The sequence below is a fragment of the Streptomyces sp. LS-MS-L19 genome (assembly GCF_058382285.1).
Genome location: NZ_JBYCLL010000001.1, coordinates 8,729,364 through 8,751,337, shown reverse-complemented (window position 1 = coordinate 8,751,337; position 21,974 = coordinate 8,729,364). Strand labels below are relative to the sequence as shown.

At 71.5% G+C, this 21,974-nt stretch carries 23 protein-coding genes; 10 read left to right on the top strand and 13 right to left on the bottom strand.

The window, feature by feature from the left end:
* Positions 1–225 precede the first annotated feature (225 nt).
* The gene (locus AC2XR2_RS38960; RefSeq protein WP_381297200.1) at positions 226–1,197 is read right to left on the bottom strand and encodes an SCO0930 family lipoprotein; all 972 of its coding nucleotides are present in this window, start codon (positions 1,195–1,197) and stop codon (positions 226–228) included.
* A gap of 782 nt (positions 1,198–1,979) precedes the next feature.
* Between AC2XR2_RS38960 and AC2XR2_RS38955 the strand changes: the two genes are divergently transcribed.
* The 3 genes from AC2XR2_RS38955 to AC2XR2_RS38945 all read left to right on the top strand — a co-directional run bounded on the left by AC2XR2_RS38955 (position 1,980) and on the right by AC2XR2_RS38945 (position 3,633).
* The gene (locus tag AC2XR2_RS38955) at positions 1,980–2,111 is read left to right on the top strand and encodes a hypothetical protein (RefSeq protein ID WP_020135198.1); all 132 of its coding nucleotides are present in this window, start codon (positions 1,980–1,982) and stop codon (positions 2,109–2,111) included.
* Between the two features lie 21 nt (positions 2,112–2,132).
* Positions 2,133–2,897: a bestrophin-like domain gene (locus tag AC2XR2_RS38950; protein WP_381297201.1), complete on the top strand. Its 765-nt coding sequence runs from the start codon at positions 2,133–2,135 to the stop codon at positions 2,895–2,897.
* A gap of 205 nt (positions 2,898–3,102) precedes the next feature.
* Entirely contained in the window at positions 3,103–3,633 is a 531-nt protein-coding gene (locus AC2XR2_RS38945) for a hypothetical protein (RefSeq protein WP_381297203.1), read from the top strand.
* Between the two features lie 99 nt (positions 3,634–3,732).
* Here AC2XR2_RS38945 and AC2XR2_RS38940 read toward each other — a convergent pair whose 3' ends face one another.
* Positions 3,733–4,224 (bottom strand): hypothetical protein, encoded by a 492-nt coding sequence (locus AC2XR2_RS38940; RefSeq protein WP_330262953.1) that lies wholly within the window; start codon positions 4,222–4,224, stop codon positions 3,733–3,735.
* 332 nt (positions 4,225–4,556) lie between these two features.
* On the opposite strand from AC2XR2_RS38940, the gene AC2XR2_RS38935 reads away from it, so the two are divergent.
* The gene (locus AC2XR2_RS38935; protein WP_330262954.1) at positions 4,557–5,228 is read left to right on the top strand and encodes a class F sortase; all 672 of its coding nucleotides are present in this window, start codon (positions 4,557–4,559) and stop codon (positions 5,226–5,228) included.
* Positions 5,229–5,285: 57 nt separating this feature from the next.
* Here the strand turns inward: AC2XR2_RS38935 and AC2XR2_RS38930 are convergent, their stop codons facing one another.
* Positions 5,286–6,158 carry a polysaccharide deacetylase family protein gene (locus AC2XR2_RS38930; RefSeq protein WP_381297207.1) on the bottom strand — a complete coding sequence of 291 codons (873 nt, stop codon included), beginning with the start codon at positions 6,156–6,158 and terminating at the stop codon, positions 5,286–5,288.
* Between the two features lie 299 nt (positions 6,159–6,457).
* Between AC2XR2_RS38930 and AC2XR2_RS38925 the strand changes: the two genes are divergently transcribed.
* The gene (locus AC2XR2_RS38925) at positions 6,458–6,919 is read left to right on the top strand and encodes a universal stress protein (protein WP_330262956.1); all 462 of its coding nucleotides are present in this window, start codon (positions 6,458–6,460) and stop codon (positions 6,917–6,919) included.
* A 37-nt stretch (positions 6,920–6,956) separates the two neighbouring features.
* Here AC2XR2_RS38925 and AC2XR2_RS38920 read toward each other — a convergent pair whose 3' ends face one another.
* Positions 6,957–8,012, bottom strand: coding sequence for an isopenicillin N synthase family dioxygenase (locus tag AC2XR2_RS38920; RefSeq protein ID WP_449351936.1), 1,056 nt, complete (start codon positions 8,010–8,012; stop codon positions 6,957–6,959).
* 346 nt (positions 8,013–8,358) lie between these two features.
* On the bottom strand, positions 8,359–9,174 hold the full coding sequence (locus AC2XR2_RS38915) for an alpha/beta fold hydrolase (protein ID WP_449351935.1): 816 nt from the start codon (positions 9,172–9,174) through the stop codon (positions 8,359–8,361).
* A gap of 72 nt (positions 9,175–9,246) precedes the next feature.
* On the opposite strand from AC2XR2_RS38915, the gene AC2XR2_RS38910 reads away from it, so the two are divergent.
* On the top strand, positions 9,247–9,723 hold the full coding sequence (locus tag AC2XR2_RS38910; RefSeq protein WP_449351934.1) for a MarR family winged helix-turn-helix transcriptional regulator: 477 nt from the start codon (positions 9,247–9,249) through the stop codon (positions 9,721–9,723).
* Between the two features lie 27 nt (positions 9,724–9,750).
* On the opposite strand, the gene AC2XR2_RS38905 is transcribed toward AC2XR2_RS38910, so the two are convergent.
* A complete protein-coding gene (locus AC2XR2_RS38905; RefSeq protein ID WP_381297214.1) occupies positions 9,751–10,896 on the bottom strand; it encodes a CapA family protein in 1,146 nt (381 codons plus the stop codon).
* Between the two features lie 222 nt (positions 10,897–11,118).
* On the opposite strand from AC2XR2_RS38905, the gene AC2XR2_RS38900 reads away from it, so the two are divergent.
* From AC2XR2_RS38900 to AC2XR2_RS38890, 3 genes are all read left to right on the top strand, one after another.
* On the top strand, positions 11,119–11,664 hold the full coding sequence (locus tag AC2XR2_RS38900) for a sigma-70 family RNA polymerase sigma factor (RefSeq protein ID WP_028809221.1): 546 nt from the start codon (positions 11,119–11,121) through the stop codon (positions 11,662–11,664).
* A gap of 146 nt (positions 11,665–11,810) precedes the next feature.
* Positions 11,811–12,326 (top strand): hypothetical protein, encoded by a 516-nt coding sequence (locus AC2XR2_RS38895; protein WP_381297216.1) that lies wholly within the window; start codon positions 11,811–11,813, stop codon positions 12,324–12,326.
* Between the two features lie 151 nt (positions 12,327–12,477).
* Entirely contained in the window at positions 12,478–13,131 is a 654-nt protein-coding gene (locus AC2XR2_RS38890; RefSeq protein WP_491517665.1) for a zf-HC2 domain-containing protein, read from the top strand.
* 22 nt (positions 13,132–13,153) lie between these two features.
* Here AC2XR2_RS38890 and AC2XR2_RS38885 read toward each other — a convergent pair whose 3' ends face one another.
* Together AC2XR2_RS38885 and AC2XR2_RS38880 are read right to left on the bottom strand one after the other, a co-directional pair.
* On the bottom strand, positions 13,154–14,017 hold the full coding sequence (locus tag AC2XR2_RS38885) for an Fpg/Nei family DNA glycosylase (protein ID WP_491517664.1): 864 nt from the start codon (positions 14,015–14,017) through the stop codon (positions 13,154–13,156).
* A 31-nt stretch (positions 14,018–14,048) separates the two neighbouring features.
* Complete coding sequence (locus AC2XR2_RS38880; protein ID WP_381297220.1) at positions 14,049–16,136, bottom strand: SpoIIE family protein phosphatase; 2,088 nt, start codon at positions 16,134–16,136, stop codon at positions 14,049–14,051.
* A gap of 204 nt (positions 16,137–16,340) precedes the next feature.
* On the opposite strand from AC2XR2_RS38880, the gene AC2XR2_RS38875 reads away from it, so the two are divergent.
* Entirely contained in the window at positions 16,341–17,768 is a 1,428-nt protein-coding gene (locus AC2XR2_RS38875; RefSeq protein WP_491517663.1) for a lipase maturation factor family protein, read from the top strand.
* On the opposite strand, the gene AC2XR2_RS38870 is transcribed toward AC2XR2_RS38875, so the two are convergent.
* Genes AC2XR2_RS38870 through AC2XR2_RS38850 form a run of 5 tightly spaced genes read right to left on the bottom strand, consistent with a single transcriptional unit; the run spans position 17,756 to position 21,960 of the window.
* The gene (locus AC2XR2_RS38870) at positions 17,756–18,592 is read right to left on the bottom strand and encodes an amidohydrolase family protein (protein ID WP_491517662.1); all 837 of its coding nucleotides are present in this window, start codon (positions 18,590–18,592) and stop codon (positions 17,756–17,758) included. The two genes, AC2XR2_RS38875 and AC2XR2_RS38870, sit on opposite strands and share 13 nt — an antisense overlap.
* A complete protein-coding gene (locus tag AC2XR2_RS38865; RefSeq protein ID WP_449351146.1) occupies positions 18,589–18,903 on the bottom strand; it encodes an L-rhamnose mutarotase in 315 nt (104 codons plus the stop codon). The genes AC2XR2_RS38870 and AC2XR2_RS38865 overlap by 4 nt, the downstream gene beginning before the upstream one ends.
* A complete protein-coding gene (locus AC2XR2_RS38860; RefSeq protein WP_491517661.1) occupies positions 18,900–19,862 on the bottom strand; it encodes an aldo/keto reductase in 963 nt (320 codons plus the stop codon). The genes AC2XR2_RS38865 and AC2XR2_RS38860 overlap by 4 nt, the downstream gene beginning before the upstream one ends.
* Positions 19,859–20,614, bottom strand: coding sequence for an SDR family NAD(P)-dependent oxidoreductase (locus AC2XR2_RS38855; RefSeq protein ID WP_330262969.1), 756 nt, complete (start codon positions 20,612–20,614; stop codon positions 19,859–19,861). Before AC2XR2_RS38855 ends, AC2XR2_RS38860 begins: the two co-directional genes overlap by 4 nt.
* Entirely contained in the window at positions 20,611–21,960 is a 1,350-nt protein-coding gene (locus AC2XR2_RS38850) for an L-fuconate dehydratase (RefSeq protein ID WP_491517660.1), read from the bottom strand. Before AC2XR2_RS38850 ends, AC2XR2_RS38855 begins: the two co-directional genes overlap by 4 nt.
* Positions 21,961–21,974: the final 14 nt, after the last annotated feature.

Below are 21,974 nucleotides of genomic sequence, written 5' to 3'. Positions count from 1 at the left end.
ATGGAGCGAGGGGAAACGGAAATTGACCATCCGTTCCCGGTCACTGCCTGCGGCACGTGCCGCTGCGCAACGGCTGCGGCGTCGCTACGACACGTAGGCGCCGCACTCCGGAGAGTTCCGGAGCGGGCGCCGAATCGCGGGGAGTTGGGGGGAATGACGGCAAACCGGTCCGGCCCCTCCGTGCGGCGCGGAGGGGCCGGACCGGTGGTCCTGGCGAGAGGGGCGTCACTTGTCGGAGACGCCGACCATCTCTCCGTTGGGGCGGACGGCGTACCAAGTGCCGCCGACGCCCTGGCCGTTGGTGTCGCCGGGCTCCTTGTCGCCCGAGAAGGTGTAGATGGGCGAGCAGTTGACCGTCTGCTGCTTCACACCGTCACCGCGGGTGAAGCTCATGAGGCCCTTCTTCTGGACGCCCTTGGTGTCGTTCGAAGAGACCGGGCCGACGGCCGGCCACTTCTCCAGGCAGGCGCCGTTGCAGTTCGAGACCGGCTCGGGCCAGGCCTTGTCCTTGGCGAAGCGGTAGACCGTCATGCCGTTCTTGTCGACGACGATCTCGCCCAGGTTGGGGTCGTTGCGCGTGGACAGTCCGGGCAGGCTCGCGACCGACGCCTTCTTGCCGGTGGGCGCCAGCGCGTACCACTTGCCGCCCACGCCCTGGCCGGTCAGGTCGCCGGCCTTGGTGTCCTTGGCGTAGCGGTAGGCCGGCCAGCCGCCGATGGTCAGCTGCTTGCTGCCGTCGGCCCGGGTCACCTCACCGAGCAGGGCCTTGTCGATACCGGCACCGGCCGAGGCGTCGTCCGCGGGCACCGGCGGCCAGGCCGTCGCGCAGTCGCCGTTGCAGTTCGACTTCGGCGGCTCGGCGGTGTCCTCGTCGAAGCGGTAGAGGCTGAGGCCGCTGCCGTCGGTCAGCACATCGCCCAGCTCGGCGTTCGCGGACACCTGCAACTTGCCGGCCGAGGCCGACTGGGCGCCCAGGTTGCCCTGGCCGACCGCGGAGGTCGAGCTCGCGCTGGGGCTGGTCTCGGTGCCGGTCCCGATGCCGGAGCCCACACCGCCGTAACCGCCCGCGGCCGCGGTGGCCCCGACGTTCTGGCTGCCGACGGACGAGGCGCCACTGTCCTGACCGCACGCCGTCGTCAGCGCGAGCACCGCCGCGGCGCTTGCCACGAGTGAGGCGTTCCGCCAGGAGGTCTTCATCGTCAACTCCCCATAATTCAAAAGGGTGTTGCAGCGCCCTGCTGCGCCGCCGCACGACCATGGGTACGCACCGGAGCAGGGGTTGTGTTCAACCGTCCCGCACATTTCTTTCCGGGAGCTGTGACCACACCCGCCTCAGACCGCACAGATGTACCCCTGATCGGACGCGCGAGCGCCCGGGATTCAAACATCGGGTGGCCTTTTTCGCTCCTTCGGAGCAATCTCTTCGCGCCCGCGCGTGAGGCGGCCCGACAGGCCTCATGATCTCCGTCGTGCATCGACCCGAATCACCCCAATCCGCCTCCGCCATACGGGTGTTGGCCCTCCTGGCATTGACGTGGGCGCTCGTCGGCCCGACGGCAGGGGTGGCCGAGGCGGATGCCTGCGCCTACGCCTCCGTCGGCCCCGACGGCGCCGAGGTCGTGGCGGTCGCCGGGAGCATCGACTGGCCCACGCTCCCGCCGTGCCCGAAGCCTCCGCCCACCCCGAAACCGCCCCCCTCACCCACCCCGACCCCGACTCCCCCCGAGCCTCCTTGTACTCCGACGCACTCCCCCGACCCGACACCGAAGCCGCCTCCGACCCGGAAGCCGCCGAAGCCGACCCCACCGCCGCCCCCGGCCCCCGAGCCGCCCGCTCCCGCGCCCGCACCTCCCGCACCGGCCCCCCGGCCGGTCGCACCGCGGCCGGTCCCGCCCCCCGCGCCCGCCCCGCCACCGACTCCCACCCCGACCCCGACACGGACGCCGCCCAAGCCGGCCCCGGGTCCCTCCGCGAGCCCGGTGACCTATCCGGCCTACCACCACGCGAAGGCGCCCGACCGGACCACGCACAGCACGACCTCACCCGTGATCTACGTCCTTCTCATCACCGCGCCCGCGGTGGTCGCCGTGGCCGCCCTGCGGCCCCGCTAGTGCCGATCCTGGAGGCATCCCTTGCCGGAATGGCTTGTTCTCATCCTCGCGATGCTGGCCGCGTGCGCCGTGGTGGTCGTCATCACGCTCATCCGCCACAAGGCGGCACCCGTGGACGAGGATCCCAGCGAGACCCCGGACGTCATCGAGTACATGACGATGTGGATCGGGGTGGTCTACGCCATCGTGCTGGGTCTGGCCATCGCGGGCGTGTGGGAGGCCCGCAGTTCCGCACAGGACCACGTCCAGGCGGAGGCCCAGGCCCTGCACGAGATCTCGGAGCGGGTCCAGGTCTATCCGGCCGACGTCCGTGACCGCATTCGCTCCGATGTCAACGCCTATGTCGGACACGTCGTCACCACCGAGTGGAAGGAGATGGCCGACCACGGCCGGACGACCGAGCGCGGCACCGAGCTCCTCGACCGGATCCGCACGGACGTCACCTCCTACCAGCCGACGACCGACTTCCAGGCCCAGGCCTACCAGCCGCTCGTCGACCAGGTGGCCGCCGTGGACCAGGCCCGCAACGCCCGCGCGGACTCGGTCGAGCCCACCATGCCGGGGGTGGTCTGGTTCGGCCTGCTGGGCGGGGCCGTCATCACCATCGGGATGGTGTTCGCGCTCCAGATCAGGCGTACGGCACGCGAGCTGATCCTCGCCGGGCTGTTCTCCGCGCTGATCGCCTTCCTGCTCTTCCTGATCTGGGACTTCGACGCCCCCTACAGCCGTGGCATCACGGCCTCGGCGGAGCCGTTCCTCACGCTCTTCCCGGACGTCAAGGGCTGACGGCCGCTCACCGCGGGTCGGTCCGGGGGCGCTCTGCGCGCGACACGCCGCCGGCGTCCCCTGACCGGCCCATTGCTGTGACCCGTTCGGAGCGACAGAGATCGCGCGGACGTACACGTGTTCCTAGCGTTTCGGTCATCGAGGTGCATTTCTGACGTAGGCGGAAAAGGTCCGCAGCTGCTCCTCGGGGACCGGAGGAACCACCATGCGCGCGATACGCGTCGCTTCGGCCGCACTGCTGGGCATGACCGCCCTCGCCCTCTCCGCACCCGCCGCCGTGGCGAAGAGCGACAACATCACGCCCTTCGGGTTCAGCGTCCTGCCCTCGACCATCGCCGCGGGCGGGGAGGTGGCGCTGCTGCTGGAGCGGGACCACGGCGGCTGCAAGGGATCGGCGACGGTCACCTCCGCGGTCTTCGACACCATCACCATCCCCTCGCACAAGAGCCAGGCCATCGCCGTCGTCGACTGGGACGCCCGACCCGGAGCGGTCTACCGGGTGACCTTCACGTGCGACGGCGTCAGCGGGTCCACGAGTCTGACCATCGCGGGCAGCCGTCCGGTCGCCCCCACACCGGTGCCGCTCCACCCGGGCCGGGGCGTGCAGGCCGGCGAGGGCGGCAGCTTCGCCGGGTTCGACCTCAAGGAGATCGGCCTGGGCGCCGCGCTCATCCTGGGTTCGGTCGGCACGGCGTACCACCTCTCCCGCCGCCGCGGCGGCGAGGACGGCGCCTGACGGCTCCGGGGACCGCGCAGTCCTGCGCCCCTCACTCGGAGCGAGCGGGGGCGCAGGACGGCGTCGGGCGAGGTCACTGATCTCCGAAGGGGGCGGGGATCAGATGTGCCGCTCCGACCGCCTGCGCATCCAGAACACCCCGCCGCCGACGACCGCCAGGGCCACGAGCCCGCCGCCGATGGCCATGTCGGTCGGGGTGGCGCCGGTGGAGCTGCTGCCGCCGAGACCACCGCGGACACCGCCGATGACGGTGAAGGCCGTGGGGTTGATGACGGTGCCGTTGCCGCACACGACGCTGATGCTGTGCGACCCCGTCCGGGCGTTGCGGTTGACGGTCGCCCGTCCCGTCGCCACGTTGCCGGCGCCCGTGCGCAGCCTGACCGTCGGGAAGGCGTCCGAGCTGGCGGTGGCGGTGCCGGTGCAGTTGTTGACGGTGATGGTCAGCTGACCGCCCCGGGCGATGACGCTGGGCAGCGCGACGACGTTGCTCGGGGACAGGTTCATGCCGTCCTTGGCGACGGCGACCGGGGTGGCGAGCCCGAGAACCGCGACCGCGGCGCCGGCGGCCGCCAGGGCACGAGTAGTACGCATGTGATCCTCCGCGGGAGACGCCCCGGGAACGGTCCCCGGTTGATCGGCGAGAAAGCGCCTCCCAGACAGACCCTCAGATGCCGTGCGCGGCACCGCATTTCGGCAATGGTCCGTCCTGGTGAGCCAACACGCCGAAGGAAAGGCACACAATCGGATATCTCCGCAGGTCACGGACCGTCAGAAAATTCCTGTTCACGGCAACTCGGATGGGGGACCGCCCGCATTCGGGGGCCACCCGTTCGCCTTCGCCCCGTCGCCGGTTGCGCGCGCGGCACTTAGCGTTCTCGTATGCGCGAATGACGTGGCGACGGCCGCGTCGAGAGGGGAAGTCAATGTCTGCGTCCGAGCTGGCCGATCTGGCCGAGGTGGAGGAGCAGCGGAAGAAGCGCGCTCCCTGGGGCGTGATAGCGCTTGTTCTGCTGACCGGCCTCGCGCTCATCCGGAACGGTTCGGGGGAGTTCGACGTCGGCCCGCCGCAGCCCGCGTCGGCGGCCGCCGCGGACAGCCGGGTGCACGGCACCACGTTCGGCAACTCCCCCGCCGCACTGCCGTTCGCCGCGCCCGACCGGGTCCTGATCCCCGCGATCCGGGTCGACGCGCCGGTGCTGCCGGTCGGCCTGGACCCGGACGGCTGGGTCGCCGCGCCACCGCCGGAGGACCCGAACCTGGCCGGCTGGTTCACCGGCGCGGTCTCCCCGGGCGAGAAGGGCACCGCCGTCGTCGTAGGGCATGTCGACAACAAGCAGGGCCCCGCCGTGTTCTACGGACTCGGGGCCCTGAAGAAGGGAAATCGCGTCGAGATCAGACGCAAGGACGGAAAGACGGCCATCTTCGAGATCTACGGCATCGAGGTCTTCGAGAAGAACAATTTCCCCGGCGACCGCGTCTACGGTTCCAAGGGCACCCCGGAATTGCGGGTCATCACCTGCGGGGGCGGTTTCTCGAAGCAGCACGGTTATGCCGGGAACGTCGTCGCTTTCGCCCGCCTGGCCGAGGTCCGCTGAGCGTTCCCCGGCCCGGCGGGCCCGTTCCGGTCATGCGTACTGCCGTCGCGGCACGGTTTATGCGTACTGCCGTTGCGGCACGGTGATGTGGTAGCCGGAGTCGAGCAGTTGCGGGAGGTAGTCCCGCAGCGCCCGGACGCTCTGGGAGCGGTCGCCCCCGGCGTCGTGCGAGAGCACCACGACGCCGGGGGCGGCGCCTCTCTCCACCCGGCCGACGATGCTGCGGGTGCCGGGGGTGGTCCAGTCGAGGGTGTCGACCGTCCACGCGAGGGGGTCCATGCCGAGGTCGGCACCGAGCTGGAAGGCGGCCCGGTTCCAGGCGCCGTAGGGGGCGCGGAACCACTCGGGGCGTTCCCCGTAGCCCTTCTCGATGACGTCGCAGGTGCGTTCCATCTCGGAGCGGATGCGGGAGCGGGTGAGCCGGGTCAGCAGGGGGTGCGACCAGGTGTGGTTGCCGACCACGTGGCCCTCGTCGGCCATCCGGGCCAGCAGGTCCTGGTTGTCGACCGCCATCTCCCCGCACACGAAGAACATCGCCCGGACGTCGTACTCGGCCAGGGTGTCCAGGATGTGCGGGGTGTAGCGGGGGTCGGGTCCGTCGTCGAAGGTCAGGACCATGGTCCGGCCGCGTCCGGACACCTTGAGCAACGGCTCGTGGCGTACGAGTGTCCGGTGGGGGGCGGCCTGCGGCGGGCCGTATCCGGTCAGGGGCCGGAGGCGGTAGGCCGAGGGCTGGAGCGGACGGGCCGCGGCCGGCGGGCCGGCGGCGGGGAGGGCCGGCCGGACCGGCTTCTCGCCGGTGACCGCCGCGAACACACCGGCCGTACCGGCGGCTCCGGCCGCGGCGGCCCCGGCCAGCAGGACCCGGCGCCGGGTGAGCACCGCCGCCGTCCTGGACGACAGCCGTGAGAGCAACTGATCCTTCGTCATGACTCATCAGTCGCCCGGCGGAGCTCCGACGCACCTCAGCAACACCGGTGCGGCGGCACGAATACACCCACCCGGCCCAGCGGAAACGCTTCCGGCGCGCATGACGGCACATCAGGGCAGGGCCGGGGACGGTGTATCGGCCCCGGCCCCGTCCCCTCCGTCGAGGCCGGGGGCCGAGGGCGGCGGCCGGCTCCGGTGCCGCCCGCCCTACGGGTGCCCCGTTTCCGCACCATGTGCGCAGCCGGATCGACAGGTCCCGTATGCCGTCCGGACCTGCGCGTTCCGATAGCCTCGCAGCCGTGACGGAACAGCATTCGCATCAGTTCGAGCGGGGCACGGACGGACCCAAGGTGATCGTCGTCGGTGTCGACGGCTCCGACTCCTCGCTCCGTGCCGCCGCGTACGCCGGAGGCCTCGCCCGGCGGCAGCACGCGCTGCTCGCCGTGGTCTACGTCCAGCCGGTGCTCGCGTCGGGCGCCGCGCTCGGCGCTCCGGTGGCCGAGACCACGGACGAGATCGCCGAGGACCTGGTCGCCCAGATCAGGCTCGCGACCGAGCAGAACAAGGGGATATTCGATGTGCGCTGGGAGTTCCACACCTTCCGTGGCGACCCCTACAGCGGGCTGACGAAGGCCGCGGACGAACTCAAGGCCGACGCGGTCGTGGTCGGCGCCTCGGAGCAGGCCGGGCACCGGATCGTCGGTTCCGTCGCGGTGCGCCTGGTCAAGGCGGGGCGGTGGCCGGTGACGGTCGTGCCGTAGCCCGGCTCCCCTGTGCCGGGCAGGGCGTCGGCGTGGGTCAGGTCAGCGCTTCCTCGCGCAGTCGGTCCAGCACCTTCAGCCGGCCCTCCGCCTCGATGCGGGCGGTGGTCACGCGCTCCGGATAGCAGCGCATGAACATCCGGGTGAAGTGGGTGCCGTAGTGGATGTACTCGCTCGGGTCCGCGGGGTCGAGCGGGCGGGCCACCGCGTTGAAGGCCGGTTCGTGGAAGTAGGCGAGGGTGTGGCGCTCGCGGTCGGCCAGGCGGACCTTGTGCGGGGTCGACAGCAGGGCGCCGCCGGTCATGAACTGCATGATGTCGCCCGGGAAGACGGTGAACACGGCCGGGACCGGGGTGACGTAGGTCCACGGCTCCTCGTGTTCGTGACGGCCCGCCATGGACTCGCCGGGCAGCCAGTTGCGGCCGCGTTCCTCGCCCGGGACGGGCGGCCGGACGTAGAGGCCGCCGACGTCGTCCTGGGCGGCGATGACGAGCAGGCCGTAGTCGGTGTGGGCGCCGATGCCGCGTTCGGAGCCGGCGTCGGCGGGCGGGAAGCGCAGGACGCGCATGTGGTGCCAGCCGTCCGCGGTGAGCCGGGTGAAGTGGTCGGGGTCGTCCAGGCCGAGGCCGAGGGCCGTGAGCCGGAGCAGGCGGTGGCCCGACTCGCCGACGGCCGTCATGTAGTCCTTCATGGCGCGGGCGTAGCCGGGTGAGGGCCAGGGTGCCGGGCCGTGGCAGGGCCACTGGTCGATGACGCGGGGGTCGTCGGCGGGGATGTCGGGGCACACCGTGAAGATCTCGGAGCCGTCCCGCTCCCCCGCCGTCTCCTCCTCGCCGGAGGCCACGTAGCCGCTGTAGCTGAGGTCGGAGACGTGGGCGGCCTTCTCCTTCAGCGGTCTGCGGCAGAAGGCCCGGGAGGCCGCCAAGGCCCGTTCCGTGACCGCCTGTTGAGCGGGGTCGGCGCTGATCTGGAAGATGCCGTCGGACTGCCAGGCGGCGATCAGGGCCCGCCCCAGGGCGCGGTCGGAGTCCGTGCCGAGCACTGCGGCCGGCAGCCGGAAGGTCTGAAGAGGGCTCTGTGGCTCACTGGTCATGTCGGATGCTCCGAGACCCCTGCGCTGTGGTTGAGCGGCAAACTACTCCGGCCCCATCCGGCTGAACAGCCGTTCAGTACCGTCGGTTCCCGTGCCTTCGCCGCACATCTGCCGCCAGCGGTTTGCCGAAGGCGAAGAGGTGAGGCGCACGGCCCGGTTCCGGACGGTCCGGGGGCTTCTCCCCCGCAAACCGATCGAGCACGTCGAGGAGACGGAACCGGGCGCGTGCATCGGCCCGGAACGGTCGCTCGGGCTGTGGTGGCTGACCGCAATCGGCGTAGACGGCGTCATCGGCGCGGGCGCCGGGGGTCCGGGGGCCGTCCCCGCGGTCGGCGTTGGCGGGGCGTCAGAGGGAGCGCAGGAAGTCCAGCAGGATCGCGTTGAACTCCTCGGGCTTCTCCAGGTTCGGGTAGTGCGAGGTGCCCTCCACCAGTACCGAGCGGCCGTTCCGCACGGTGTTCGCGAAGCGTTCGGCGTCGGCGAGCAGGTCAGGTGAGTCGAGCGTGCCGTTGACGGTGAGGACCGGGACGTCGATCTTCGGGACGCGGGCCCAGGTGTCGGTCATGGGCACGTGCCAGTCCCGTTCACCGGGCGTGTGCTTGGCGATGGTGTGCAGGGCCATCTCGCGCAGGTGGTCCAGGATGTGCGGGTCCAGCTCCTCCGCCGAGCGGAAGGGGCCGGCGGTGGACCCGAGGAACACCTTCAGCCAGCCCTCGATGTCGCCCGAGTGCAGGGTCCGACGGGACTCGGCCACGACCTCCCTGGTGGTCTCGTGGGTGTACTGGAAGTCGCTGACCGAGGCCCCGCTCAGGACGATCGCCCGGACCAGTTCCGGGTACTCCAGCGCGGTGTCCCCGGCGATGGCCCCGCCCATCGAGACGCCGACCAGGACCGCCGGGCCCGCGTCGAGGTGGCGCAGCAGGTCGGCGAGGTCGTCGGCCCAGCGGAAGGGCTGGGTGGCGTTGGCGGTCCAGCCGTGCCCGCGGACGTCCACGGCGATGACGCGGTGCTCGGCGGCGAGGACAGGTATCTGCGTCTCGAAGAGCCGGTGGTCGACATAGCCGGAGTGCAGCAGGACCACGGGGTCCCCGGTGCCGGTGTCGAGGTGGGCGATGTCCCCGTCGGCGGACGCGAAGAAGCTCAGTTCCGAAGCGACTGTCATGACAACCAAGGTGTCATGCACGAGGAGTTTTGACAACCTGGTTGTCATGATGAGCCGGTGCATGATGAACGGGTGAACGACATCGACGAGCCACTGCCTCCCGAGGATCTCGGCCACCGGGTCAGCGAGGTGTTCGACCTGGTCGGCGCGCTCTACCGGCGCGGCCTGCGCAAGCTGGAGCAGGACGAGGCGGTCGGCGGGGTGTCCGTCGGCGTGCGCTCCGTCCTCGTCCTGCTGCACAGGTACGGGCCCATGACGGTTCCTCAGATGGCCCGGCTCATGGCGCTGACCCGGCAGTTCGTGCAGCGCATGACCAATGACGCGATCGAGCGGGGCTGGACGCAGGCCACGCCCAACCCCGCACACCAGCGGTCCTCGCTGATCCGGATCACGGACGAGGGCACGGCCGTGATCACCGCGATCCTGGCGCGCGAGCACGCCCTGAACCGGCAGGTCGGCGGCGGCGAGCTGACCGACGCCGAACTCCGGGGGTGCGTACGCGTGCTGAAGGAGATGCTGCGGACCTTCGACCACGTGGACATGGACTGACCTACCGGCACGTGGACATGGACTGACCTACCGGCCCATGGTGAGCCCGTCCTTGGCCGCGCCGCGGCTGAGCACCACCTCACGGATCCGGTCGCGGACGCCCTCGACGTCGGCGCCCTGCGCGATCGCCTGGTTGAGGTTCACCACCCGGCCGGCGTCCACGTCGAACATCTGCGGCACGAACTCCGCCTTGGTGACCCGCCAGCGCTCACCCGGCCGGGCGGGCGGGGCGAAGGTGAAGCGCCCGAGGGTGGACTGGTTGCCGCGCGGGTCCTGGGCACCCTCGTGGTTGAACATCTCGCCGGCGATCTGGTCGCCCATGCCGTAGACCACCCAGGTGCCGTTGACCTTCTCGTACGCCTGCGGGACATGGGCGTGGGTGCCGAGGATCAGGTCGACGTCGGGGCGGTGGCCGGTGCGGGCCGCGGTGAGGTCGCGGGCCAGGGCCTTCTGCTGCTCGTCGGGCGCGTCCTGCCATTCGGTGCCCCAGTGCAGCGACACGACGACCACGTCGGCGCCCGCCTTCCGGGCCGCCCGGGCGTCCGCGAGGATCCTGCCCTCGTCCATCAGGTTGACCGCCCAGGGCTGCCCCTGGGGCAGCGGGAAGCCGTTGGTGTCGTAGGTGTAGGCGAGGTGGGCGACCTTCGCGGGGCCCGCGCGCAGGACGGTGACCGTGTGCGCCTCCGCCTCGTCGCGGGCCGATCCGGCGTGCCGTACACCCGCGCGGTCGAGGGCGTCGAGGGTGCGGCGGATGCCGTCGGCGCCGTCGTCGAGGCTGTGGTTGGAGGCGGTGGAGCAGCCGTCGTAGCCGGTGGCGGCGAGCGCTTCGGCCACTTCGGGCGGGGACTTGAAGGTCGGGTAGCCGGTGTAGTCGCCGTTCGCGCCGTAGACGGTCTCCATGTGACACAGCGCCAGATCGGCGCGGGAGACGACGGACCGGACGCCGGACAGCATGGGACGGAAGTCATAGCCGCTCCCGCCCGCGTCGAAGCGGGCCCGGTCGATGATCGAGCTGTGCGGCAGGACGTCGCCGGAGGCGACGAGTGTGAAGCCGCGCGGTGCGGCGGCCGGGGCCGGATGGCCGGACGTGTCGTGGTCGTGCGCCTGGCAGGCCGCTCCTCCGGCCAGGAGGGCCGTGAGGGCCAGGGCAACCTGCCGTCTGCGTGCAATCATCAGCTCACCCCATTCAGGTCATATTTACTGACGAATGGGTATGAACTTGTCCGTGTCGGCAAACGGCCTGACGGCCTTGTTGACCCGTCCGGAGCGGAAGGGGACACGGACGCGACGCGGAAGCAACCGTTCACCGAACCGTTCGTCGACGCGATCGACCGTCCGCCGCAGAGCCTTGTGCGTGGCCTGTCCCCCGGCCCCGCGCTGAGGTGCCATACGGCCATGACGGCCGGAACCACCCTCACGAACGGGACGACCGCCGAGCACGAGCTCGCCGCACTGCAGCGGGAGCACGGCCGGCCCCTCTTCGCGCTCCTGCTCCGGCTCAGTGACGGCGACCGGCAACGCGCCGAGGACCTCGTGCAGGAGACCCTCGTGCGCGCCTGGCAGCATCCCGAGGCGTTGCGCGCCGACGACTTCGATTCCGTACGGCCCTGGCTGCTGACCGTGGGCCGGCGGCTGGCGATCGACGCGCGGCGGGCCCGGCAGGCGCGTCCGGCCGAGGTCGGCGACGCGGTCCTGGAGAACGCCCGGGTGTGCGCCGATCACGCCGAACGGGCGGCCGCCGCCCTCGACGTACGCGAGGCTGTGAAGACACTCACTCCGGAGCACCGTGAAGTCCTGGTGCTCGTGTATTTCCAGGGGGCGAGTGTGGCGGAAGCCGCCGAAATCCTCGGAATCCCGCCCGGTACGGTGAAGTCCCGCGCGTACTACGCGCTGCGCGCCCTGCGCCGGGTGCTTCCGGGATACGCGGCCGACCTGCGGTGAAACCAATGGAAAAGTCAAACCTCCGTAAAGCGCCTTGCTGAGGACCCCGGTTGAGTAATCGGCTGTCTTCATCCGTGTTCCGGATGGGGTCCTCTCGGGGGCCCGGCGACGGGCGACGCGCACGCACCGGAGGAAGGCAGGAAGGGATGCTGCACAGAGGTCAACAGGGCACGGACGGCACCGGCGGCGGCGAACTCATCGTTCCCATGGCCTGGTTGTACGCCGAGTACATCGCCGACGAGCTGCTGCGTTCCGGCGATCTGATGCCGCCGACGTCCTTCGAGTTCCGGGCCGGGCGGGACGCGCTGGCGCTGACCGTCTACCTCGCCGACACCGAGGGCGAGCTCTCCGGCATCCAGGTGGTCTCCCAGTTGGAGAACTGGCTGTCGCTGACGGCGTACGACCAGCCGTGGCAGGACTGGGTCTGCGAGCGGATGGCCACGCTGACCGCGGAGGCGGTGGCCTCCGGTGAGCCGGTCCCCGACCTCGAACTCGCGGCGGCGGCCTGGCGCTGGCTGGAGGAGACGGAGCTGCTCGCCCCCGACCTGAACGCCGTGCCGGGCGGCGGGGCGGGCATCGGCGAGGACGAGGGTCCGAAGGTGTGGACGCCGGCGTGGCAGCTGGGCCTGCCGCTCGGCCACCTCGCCATCCACCTTTTCTAGACTCTTTTCGATTCGGACCAATCCGCGGTGCCGAGCGCTCCGAATCCCTTGGTCACGATTCTGTCTATGCCTTGAGTGATTCGGCGGGCTGGTGCGTACCGGTGGGAGCAAGGAGTAACCCCACCCACACTCAACGGCACGAGGTTTCCGCATGAGGTCCTTGGAGAGGCATCGCGACGTCGGCGCGTACGCGCTCGGCGTGCTGGACGAGGCGGAGGCCTTCCGCTTCGAGGACCACCTCATGGAGTGCCCCAAGTGCGCGGCACACGTGACCGAGTTCGGTCCTGTGACCCGCCAGATGATGCTGTACCGCCGGGCGACGCCCCGGGTCGTGCACCCGATGGCGCAGCCGGGCCCCCAGCTGCTCAACCGCCTCCTCGGCGAGGTCGCCGCCCGGCACCGGGCGCGCCGCAGGCGGCTGCTGTACGCCGTGGCCGCCTCGGTGGTCCTGGCGGTCGGCGGTCCCACGCTCGCCCTGACGGCCGGCGGCGACACCGCGCGGACCAGCAGCGTCGAGGCCACCGACGCCAAGTCCGGGGTGTGGGCCCAGGTCGTCACCGAGGACGAGGACTGGGGCACCGCGGTGGAGCTCAAGGTCAAGGACGAGTCCGGCCCCCGCTCCTGTCACCTCGTCGCGATCAGCCGCGACGGCAAGGAGGAGACGGTCACCGGCTGGAACGCCACCGGGCACGCCACCGCGGACGACACCATGATGGGCAGCTCCACCTTCCACGCCGACCAGATCGACCGCTACGAGGTCCGCACCTCCGACGGCGACCATCTGGTGACCCTCGATCCCAGCTGACGACTGCCGGAGTGAGTTCAGGTCACTTCAGCAGCCGGGACAGCCTGCGGTCCGCGAGCGGCTTGCCGCCGGTCTGGCAGGTGGGGCAGTACTGGAGCGAGGAGTCGCTGAAGGAGACCTCGCGGACGGTGTCGCCGCACACGGGGCAGGGCTCGCCGGTGCGGCCGTGGACCCGCAGGCCCGACTTCTTCTCCGCTTTCAGCCGGCCCGCGGCCACACCCCGGGAGCGCTCGACCGCTTGGGTGAGGGTGCCGCGCAGCGCCTCGTAGAGCCTGCCGGTCTCCTCGGGTGTGAGGGTCGAGGTGGGCTTGAAGGGGGACATCCTCGCCGCGTGCAGGATCTCGTCGCTGTACGCGTTGCCGACGCCCGCGATCAGGCCCTGGTCGCGCAGGGCGCCCTTGATCTGCCGCCGTTCACCCTTCAGCAGTGCCGCGAGACGGGCCTCGTCGAAGTCGTCGGCGAGGGGATCGGGGCCCAGCCGGGCGATGCCGGGGACCTCCCGCGGGTCGGCCACGACGTACACCGCGAGCCGCTTCTGGGTGCCCGCCTCCGTCAGGTCGAAGCCCGCCCCGGTCTCCAGGGCCGCGCGCAGGGCGAGGGGGCCCTTCCCGGGGCGGGGCATGCCGCTCGGGAGCTGGTCCATCCAGTGCAGCCAGCCCGCCCGGGCCAGATGGGTGACGAAGTGCGGGCCGCCCTCCGTCTCCAGGTCCAGGAACTTGCCGTGGCGGTGCACGGCGACGACCTCGCGGCCCTCGACGGCGGTGAGCGGGGGGTCGTACGTCTTCAGGACGCTGATGGCCACCGGCAGCACACGCACGATCTCGTGGCCGACCAGGTTCTCGGTGAGGAAGTCCTTGAGCGCTTCGACCTCGGGGAGTTCCGGCATACGTCCAGAGTGCCACCGGTGACGGCTGGGGTCAGGTCCGCTCCCGTACGACGAACTCGCACCACACACACTTGCCGCCGCCGCGTGCCTCCACGCCCCAGACGTCGCTGAGCAGGTCGACCAGGAGCAGCCCGCGGCCGGAGACGCCCGACTCGCCCGCCTCGCGGCGCCGGGGCAGGGCGCTGGAGGAGTCCTCGACCTCGACGCGCATCCGCCGGTCGGAGCCGGTCAGGACCCGCAGGGTGACGATCGCGGAGCCCTCGGTGTGCATCAGGGCGTTGGTGATCAGTTCGTCGGCGACCAGTTCGATCTCGTCGGAGCGCTCCCGTCCGCCCCACGCGGCCACCGCGGCCCGGATCATGTGCCGGGCCTGCATGAGGGCCTCGGGGTCCCCGGACGCCACGTGCTGCTGGAGGCGGCCGCCGGACTGCGGGGCGTCCAGGGCGCGGCGGCGCAGCAGGAGCAGCGCCACGTCGTCGTCGCCGCCGCGGTCCTCCGCCACGTCGATCAGCTTGTCGGCGAGCTCCCACACGTCGGCCGGGCCCGCTGAGATGAGGCCGGTGAGGGTCTGCATGCCGTCGTCGAGGTCGGCGCCCGGCGTTTCGACCAGCCCGTCGGTGCACAGCAGCAGGGTGTCCCCCGGGTCGAGTTCGAGGGTGGCGACGGGGTATTCGAGCTGCCCGAACTCGGCGGACAGCCCGAGCGGCAGCCCCCCGTCCACGGTCACCCGGCGGCAGCTGCCGTCGGCCCGCCGGACCAGCGGGTCGATGTGGCCCGCGCGGACCACCTGCACGACCCCGGTGGCCAGGTCGGCCTCGGCGTACAGGCAGGTCGCGAAGCGGTCGGTGTCGAGTTCGTGCAGGAAGACGGAGGCGCGGGCCATCACGGTGGCCGGGGTGTGGCCCTCGGCGGCGTAGGCCCGCAGCACGATCCGCAGCTGGCCCATGACGGCCGCCGCGTGGGTGTCGTGGCCCTGGACGTCCCCGATGACGGCGCCGACCCGGCCGCCGGGCAGCGGGATCAGGTCGTACCAGTCGCCGCCGATGTCCCGGCCCAGGGAGCCCTCGGCGGACGCGGCCCGGTAGCGGACGGCGACGTCGGTGCCGGGGACGCTGGGGATGGTGCGCGGCAGCATGGCCTGCTGGAGTCCGGTGGCGAGGTCCTTCTCCTGCTCGTAGAGCATGGCCCGCATCAGGCTCTGGGCGATGCTGCTGCCGAGGGCGATGAGGACGTTGCGGTCCTCGGGGGTGAAGCCGTAGCGGTCGCTGTAGAGCAGGCCCATGGCGCCGATCGGGCGGGCCTCGGCGATGAGGGGGAGGTAGGCGGCCGAGGTGATGTTGAGGCCGGTGATGTGCGGCCACAGGATCGGGTAGCGGTCCGCGAACTCCTCCGGCGACTCGATGAACCGCGGGCTGAGCGTGCGCACGGCCTCGCTCATCGGGTAGGGCTCGTCGATCCGGGTGATGTCGGTGCCGGGCACGAAACTGCCCGCGGGGCCCTCGGCGATCAGCCGGATCCGGCCCGCCTCGACGAGGCCCATGACCAGGCTGGTGGCGCCGAGGTGGGTGAGGCCGTGGGTGTCCTTGAGGACGTCGATGACGTCCTGGACGGTCCGGGCGTGTGCGAGGGCGGCGGTGGTGAGCTGGACGACGTTGGTCTGCCGGCGCCGGACCTCGTCCTGGGCGGCCTGCTCCCTGCGGGCCTCCAGCTCGCCCATCTCCTCGGTGGCGTCGCGCACGATGCCGATGATCCGGCGCGGGCGGCCGGTCTGGTCGCGGCGGATGTAGCCCTGGGTGTGGGTCCAGCGCAGGCTGCCGTCGCGGCAGCGGAGCCGGAAGTAGGTGCCGTAGTTCTCGCTGCCGTCCTTGATGGCCTGGGCGACCAGGGCGTCGAGCCGGTGCGCCTCGGCATTCGGGACCCGGACGGCGAGGCTCATCGGGTTGTCGTCGTACTCGTCGGGGCGCAGGTCGAAGACCTCGTGGGCCTGGGCGTCCATGTGGAACAGGCCGCTGTCGAGGTCCCAGTCGAAGCTGCCCATGCGGTTGAGCGCCAGGATCGGATCCGGGTGGGCGGGCCAGTCGTCCGGGAGTGACAGGGCGCTCGCTCCCCGATCAACCATGGGCCCACCTTGCCAGGATTTGTCGGATTCTTCGACCGGGGGGCGGGGCGGGTCCTCAGGTTCACTTTCGAACACGCGCCCCGTCCGTCCCGAGCGGTGCGTCACCATGGTCTGCCTCGCTCCCGTGGGTTACGCAAGCAGAGCGGAGGTACACGGAGAGTCACACAGGGGTCCGGCGCGACAATGGAGGCAGGAGCGCACGCCGTGGACTGGTTCACCGCACCCGACTACTGGCTGAGCCGGCTGGTCTTCCAGCGGGCTCTGGCCGGGCTGTACTTCGTCGCGTTCCTGGCGGCTGCCCTCCAGTTCCGGGCGCTGATCGGGGAACGCGGGATGCTGCCGGTACCGCGTTTCGTCGCCCGGGTGCCGTTCCGGCGGGCGCCGAGCCTGTTCCAACTGCACTACTCGGACCGGTTCTTCGCGGGGTGCGCGTGGACGGGCTGCGGGGTGGCGCTCGCGCTGGCGGCGGGGCTCGACTCGACGCTGCCCCTGTGGGCCGGGATGCTGCTGTGGCTGGTCCCCTGGCTGCTGTACCTCTCGATCGTCAACGTCGGCCAGACCTGGTACGGCTTCGGCTGGGAGTCGCTGCTGCTGGAGGTCGGCTTCCTCGCGGTGTTCCTCGGCAACGACGAAGTCGCCCCGCCGGTCGTGGTGTTGTTCCTGCTGCGCTGGATCCTGTTCCGGGTGGAGTTCGGCGCCGGGCTCATCAAGATGCGCGGTGACGCCTGCTGGCGCAAGCTCACCTGTCTGGACCACCACCACGAGACCCAGCCGATGCCGGGCCCGCTGAGCTGGTACTTCCACCATCTCCCCCGCCCGCTGCACCGGGTGGAGGTGGCCGCGAACCACGTCACCCAACTCGCCGTGCCCTTCCTGCTGTTCACCCCGCAGCCGGTCGCCACGGCCGCCGCCTCGCTGATGATCGTGACCCAGCTGTGGCTGGTGCTGTCGGGCAACTTCGCCTGGCTGAACTGGGTCACGATCGTGCTGGCGGTGCCGGCGCTGGAACTCCCGGGCGAGGCACCGGACCTGCCCGCCACGCCGCTCTGGTACGAGGTCCTGGTCCTGGCCGTCGCCGCGCTTCTCCTCGGCCTGAGCTACCACCCGGTCCGCAACATGCTTTCCCGCCGCCAGGTCATGAACCGCTCCTTCGACCCGCTCCATCTGGTCAACACCTACGGCGCGTTCGGCAGCGTCAGCCGGATCCGCCACGAAGTGGTCGTCGAGGGCACGGCGGACGACGTACCGCGCCGGGACTCGGAGTGGAAGGAGTACGAGTTCAAGGGCAAGCCCGGCGATCCGAGGCGCTGGCCGCGCCAGTTCGCGCCCTACCATCTGCGCCTGGACTGGATGATGTGGTTCGCCGCGCTCTCCCCCGCCTACGCCGAGTCGTGGTTCGGCACGCTGGTCGAACGGCTCCTGGAGAACGACCCCGCCACGCTGAGGCTGCTGCGCCGCTCCCCGTTCCCGCCCGACGACCCGCCCCGCTTCGTCCGCGCCCGTCTGTTCCGGTACCGGTACACGACGTGGCGGGAGCTGCGGGAGACGGGGGCCTGCTGGGAGCGGACCTATGTGCGGGAGTTCCTGCCGCCGACGCGGTTGGCGAGGGCCGGGGAGGGTCAGAGGCCGTAGGTGCGGCGGGCCGTACCGCCGAAGACGTCGGCGCGTTCGGACGGGCCGAGACCCGCGGTGAGCTCCCTCGTCACGGACAGCATCTCGCCGTAGCCGGCCCCCAGGGTGCACACCGGCCAGTCCGAGCCGTACATCAGACGGTCCGGGCCGAACGCCTCCAGGACGGTGTCGGCGTACGGGCGCAGGTCGTCGACCGTCCAGGACGCGAGGTCGGCCTCGGTGACCAGGCCGGAGAGCTTGCAGACGGTGTTGGGGAGGGCGGCGAGGGCGCGGACGTCGGTGGCCCAGGGTTCCCGGGCGCCGGAGGCGATGGGCGGCTTGCCCGCGTGGTCCAGGACGAAGGTGAGGTGGGGCAGGGACGCGGCCGCCTCGACGCAGGCGGGCAGCTGGTGCGGGAGCACCACCAGGTCGTACACCAGACCGGCGTCGGCCACGGCCGCCAGGCCCCGGTGTACGTCGGGACGCAGCAGCCACCCGGGGTCCGCCTCGCCCTGGACCTGGTGGCGGATGCCCTTGAGACAGGAGCCGCCCGGGAGTTCACGGAGCCGGGCGAGTTCGTCGGCGGTGTCGGGGCGGGTCAGGTCGGTCCAGCCGACGACACCCGCGACCAGCTCGTGCTCGGCCGCGAGGGCGAGGAACTCCGGGGTCTCCTCGGGCACGGTGATCGTCTGGACGAGGACCGTGCGGTCGACTCCGGCCGCGCGGGCCCCGGCGGCGAGGTCCTCGATCGTGAAGGTCCGGCGCAGCGGGCTGTCCGCGGCGATCCAGTCCTGGTCCCGCACCGCCAGGTCCCACACGTGGTGGTGGGCGTCCACCACGGTCACGGCAGCTCCCACACGACGGGCAGCCCGGCGTCCGCGCCCTCGTCGGAGTAGTCGTGCACCACGTCGAGGAGCTCGGCCATCCGGGCCTGCCAGGTGACGTTCACCGGGAGCTTCTCCAGTTCGGCGAGGAGGCGGCCGTAGTCCTCGCACTCCAGGACGTGGAAGAGGTCGGTGCCGCTGCGCCAGATCGTCCAGGAGGAGGCGCCGGCGGCGCGGATGGCGTCGGTGAGCTCCACGGGGACCTCGCGGTGGGCTGCCTCGTACGCATCGACACGGTCCGCGCGGACCTTGGTGTGCAGGGCGATTCTCATGCTTGCTCCTCCAGCAGGCCCGTCTCCCGCAGCTCCTGCCAGAAGGCGTCGGGCACCTGCGTCGCGAACTGGTCGGCACAGTCGTGTACTTCGGCCGCCGAGCGGGCGCCCACCAGGACGCTCGCGACGGCGGGGTGGGCGGCGCAGTAGGCGAGGGCGGCGGCCCGCAGGCCGATGCCGTGGCGGTCCGCGACCTCCTTCATGCGCAGCGCCCGGTCCAGCAACTCGGTGGGCGCCTCGGCATAGTTGTACGTCGCTCCCGGGCGGGGATCGGCCAGCAGACCGGAGTTGAAGGCGCCGCCGACGACCACCGACACGCCCCGCTCGACGGCGGCGGGCAGCAGTTCGGTGAGCGCGCTCCGGTCGAGCAGGGTGTAGCGGCCCGCGCACAGCACCACGTCCACGTCGGTCTCGCGGACGAAGCGGGTGAGCATCTCCGCCTGGTTCATCCCGGCGCCGATCGCCCCGACCATCCCCTCGGAGCGGAGCTTCTCCAGGGCCGGATAGCCCTCGCGGAAGACGTCCTCCGCGTGGTCGTCGGGGTCGTGGAGGTAGACGACGTCCACGTGGTCGAGGCCGAGCCGTTCGAGACTCGCTTCGAGGGTGTGTCGTACGCCGTCGGCCGAGAAGTCCCAGACGCGGTGGTGAGCGGCGGGAACGGCGAAGCCGTTGGCGAGGTCGTCGCCCGCGACCTCCGTGGGTTCCAGTCTGCGTCCCACCTTGGTGGAGACCGTGTACTCCGCGCGCGGGTACCGGGCCAGGGCCTCGCCCAGTCGGCGCTCGGACAGTCCGAGGCCGTAGTGCGGGGCGGTGTCGAAGTAGCGGATGCCGCGCTCCCAGGCGGCGGTGACCGCCTCGTGGGCCTGTTCGTCGCTGACCTCGGTGAACAGGTTGCCGATGGCCGCCCCGCCGAAGGCCAGCCGGCTGACCGCGACAGCGCTGCCGCCGAGCCTGGTCACCGGTCCACCGGCCTCAGACGCAGGCCCTGCATGCCGCCGTCGACGGCGAGCGAGGTGCCGGTGGTGGCGCCGGAGAGGGGGCTCGCCAGGTAGGCGATGGCGCCCGCGACCTCGTCCGCCGAGACGAGTCGGCCGGTGGGCTGGCGGGCCTCCAGGGCCGCGCGTTCGGCGGCCGGGTCGGCGGCCTTGGCGAGGAGGCGGCCGATCCACGGGGTGTCCACCGTGCCGGGGTTGACGCAGTTGACGCGGATGCCCTCGCGGACGTGGTCGGCGGCCATCGCGAGGGTCAGCGACTGGACCGCCCCCTTGGTCGCGCTGTACAGCGCCCGCTGCGGAAGGCCCGCGGTGGCCGCGATGGAGGAGGTGTTCACGATCGCCGCGTGCGCGGACTCCCGCAGACGGGGCAGGGCGGCGCGGGTCACCCGGACCATGCCGACGACGTTGACGTCCAGGACGCGGTGCCATTCCTCGTCGTCGTTGTCGGCCACGGTGCCCTGGGCGCCGATGCCCGCGTTGTTGATCAGGACGTCGAGTCCGCCGAGGTCGGCGGCGGCCGCCGCGACGGCCGCCCGCACGGAGGCGTCGTCGGTGATGTCGGCGCGGTAGGCCAGCAGCGGCTTGTCGACCGAGGACGGGTCCAGGTCGAGGACGGCGACCTGGGCGCCGCGCGCGGCCAGGAGTTCGGCGGTGGCCCGGCCGATGCCGGAGGCCCCGCCGGTCACCAGGGCCTTGAGACCCTCGAAGTCGCTCATGCCGCCTGTCCCTTCTTCCGTGTGTCGTCGGCGAGGTCTTCTGCCCAGAAGGCGCCGTCAGGGAACGTGTACCGCGCGATGGACTCCGGGCGCATGGCGGCCGAGAAACCGGGCGCGCCGGGTGCCGCGTAGTGGCCCGCCCGGATCACCACCGGGTCCAGGAAGTGGTCGTGCAGATGGTCGACGTACTCGATGACCCGGTTCTCGGTGGTGCCGGTGACGGCCACGTAGTCGAACATCGCGAGGTGCTGGACGAGTTCGCACAGGCCGACGCCGCCGGCGTGCGGGCAGACCGGGACGCCGAACTTGGCCGCGAGGAGCAGGATGGCCAGGTTCTCGTTGACGCCGCCGACGCGGGCCGCGTCGATCTGGACGATGTCGACGGCCCCGGCCTGGAGGAGCTGTTTGAAAACCACCCGGTTCTGGACGTGTTCGCCGGTGGCGACCTTGACCGGGGCGACCGCCTTGCGGACGGCCGCGTGGCCGAGGATGTCGTCGGGGCTGGTGGGCTCCTCGATCCAGTACGGGTCGAACTCCGCGAGCGCCTGCGTCCAGCGGATCGCCTCGTCGACGTCCCAGCGCTGGTTGGCGTCGATCGCCATGCGGATGTCGGGGCCGACGACCCGGCGGGCGACCCGGCAGCGCCGAATGTCGTCCTCCAGGTCGGCGCCGACCTTCAGCTTGATCTGCCGGAAGCCGTCGGCGACGGCCGCGGCGGCGAGCCGGGTGAGCTTCTCGTCGTCGTAGCCGAGCCAGCCGGCGGAGGTGGTGTAGGCGGGGTAGCCCTGTGCTTGGAGTGTCTCGCTTCTCTGCGCGGCCCCTTCCCGCCCCCGGCGCAGGATCTCCAGCGCCTCCTCCGGGGTGAGCGCGTCGGTGAGGTACCGGAAGTCGATCTGGCCGACCAGCCACTCGGGGTCGCCCTCGGCGAGCAGCTGCCACAGCGGCTTCTCGGCGCGCTTGGCGGCCAGGTCCCACACGGCGTTGACGACCGCGCCGATCGCCATGTGCATCACGCCCTTCTCGGGGCCGAGCCAGCGCAGTTGGCTGTCCCCGATGAGGTCGCGGTTCAACGTCCCCGGATCCGCGCACAGTTCGTCGACGGACCGGCCGACCACGTGGGCGCGCAGTGCGTCGATCGCGGCGACCTGGACCTCGTTGCCCCGCCCGATGGTGAAGGTGAAGCCGTGCCCCTCGTGCCCGTCGGCCGCGTCGGTGCGCAGCACGACGTAGGCCGCCGAGTAGTCGGGGTCCGGGTTCATCGCGTCGGAGCCGTCGAGCTCACGCGAGGTGGGGAAGCGGATGTCGTAGGTGTCTACCGCGGTGACGCGGGCGGTGGTCGGGGACACGGAAGGCCTTTCGA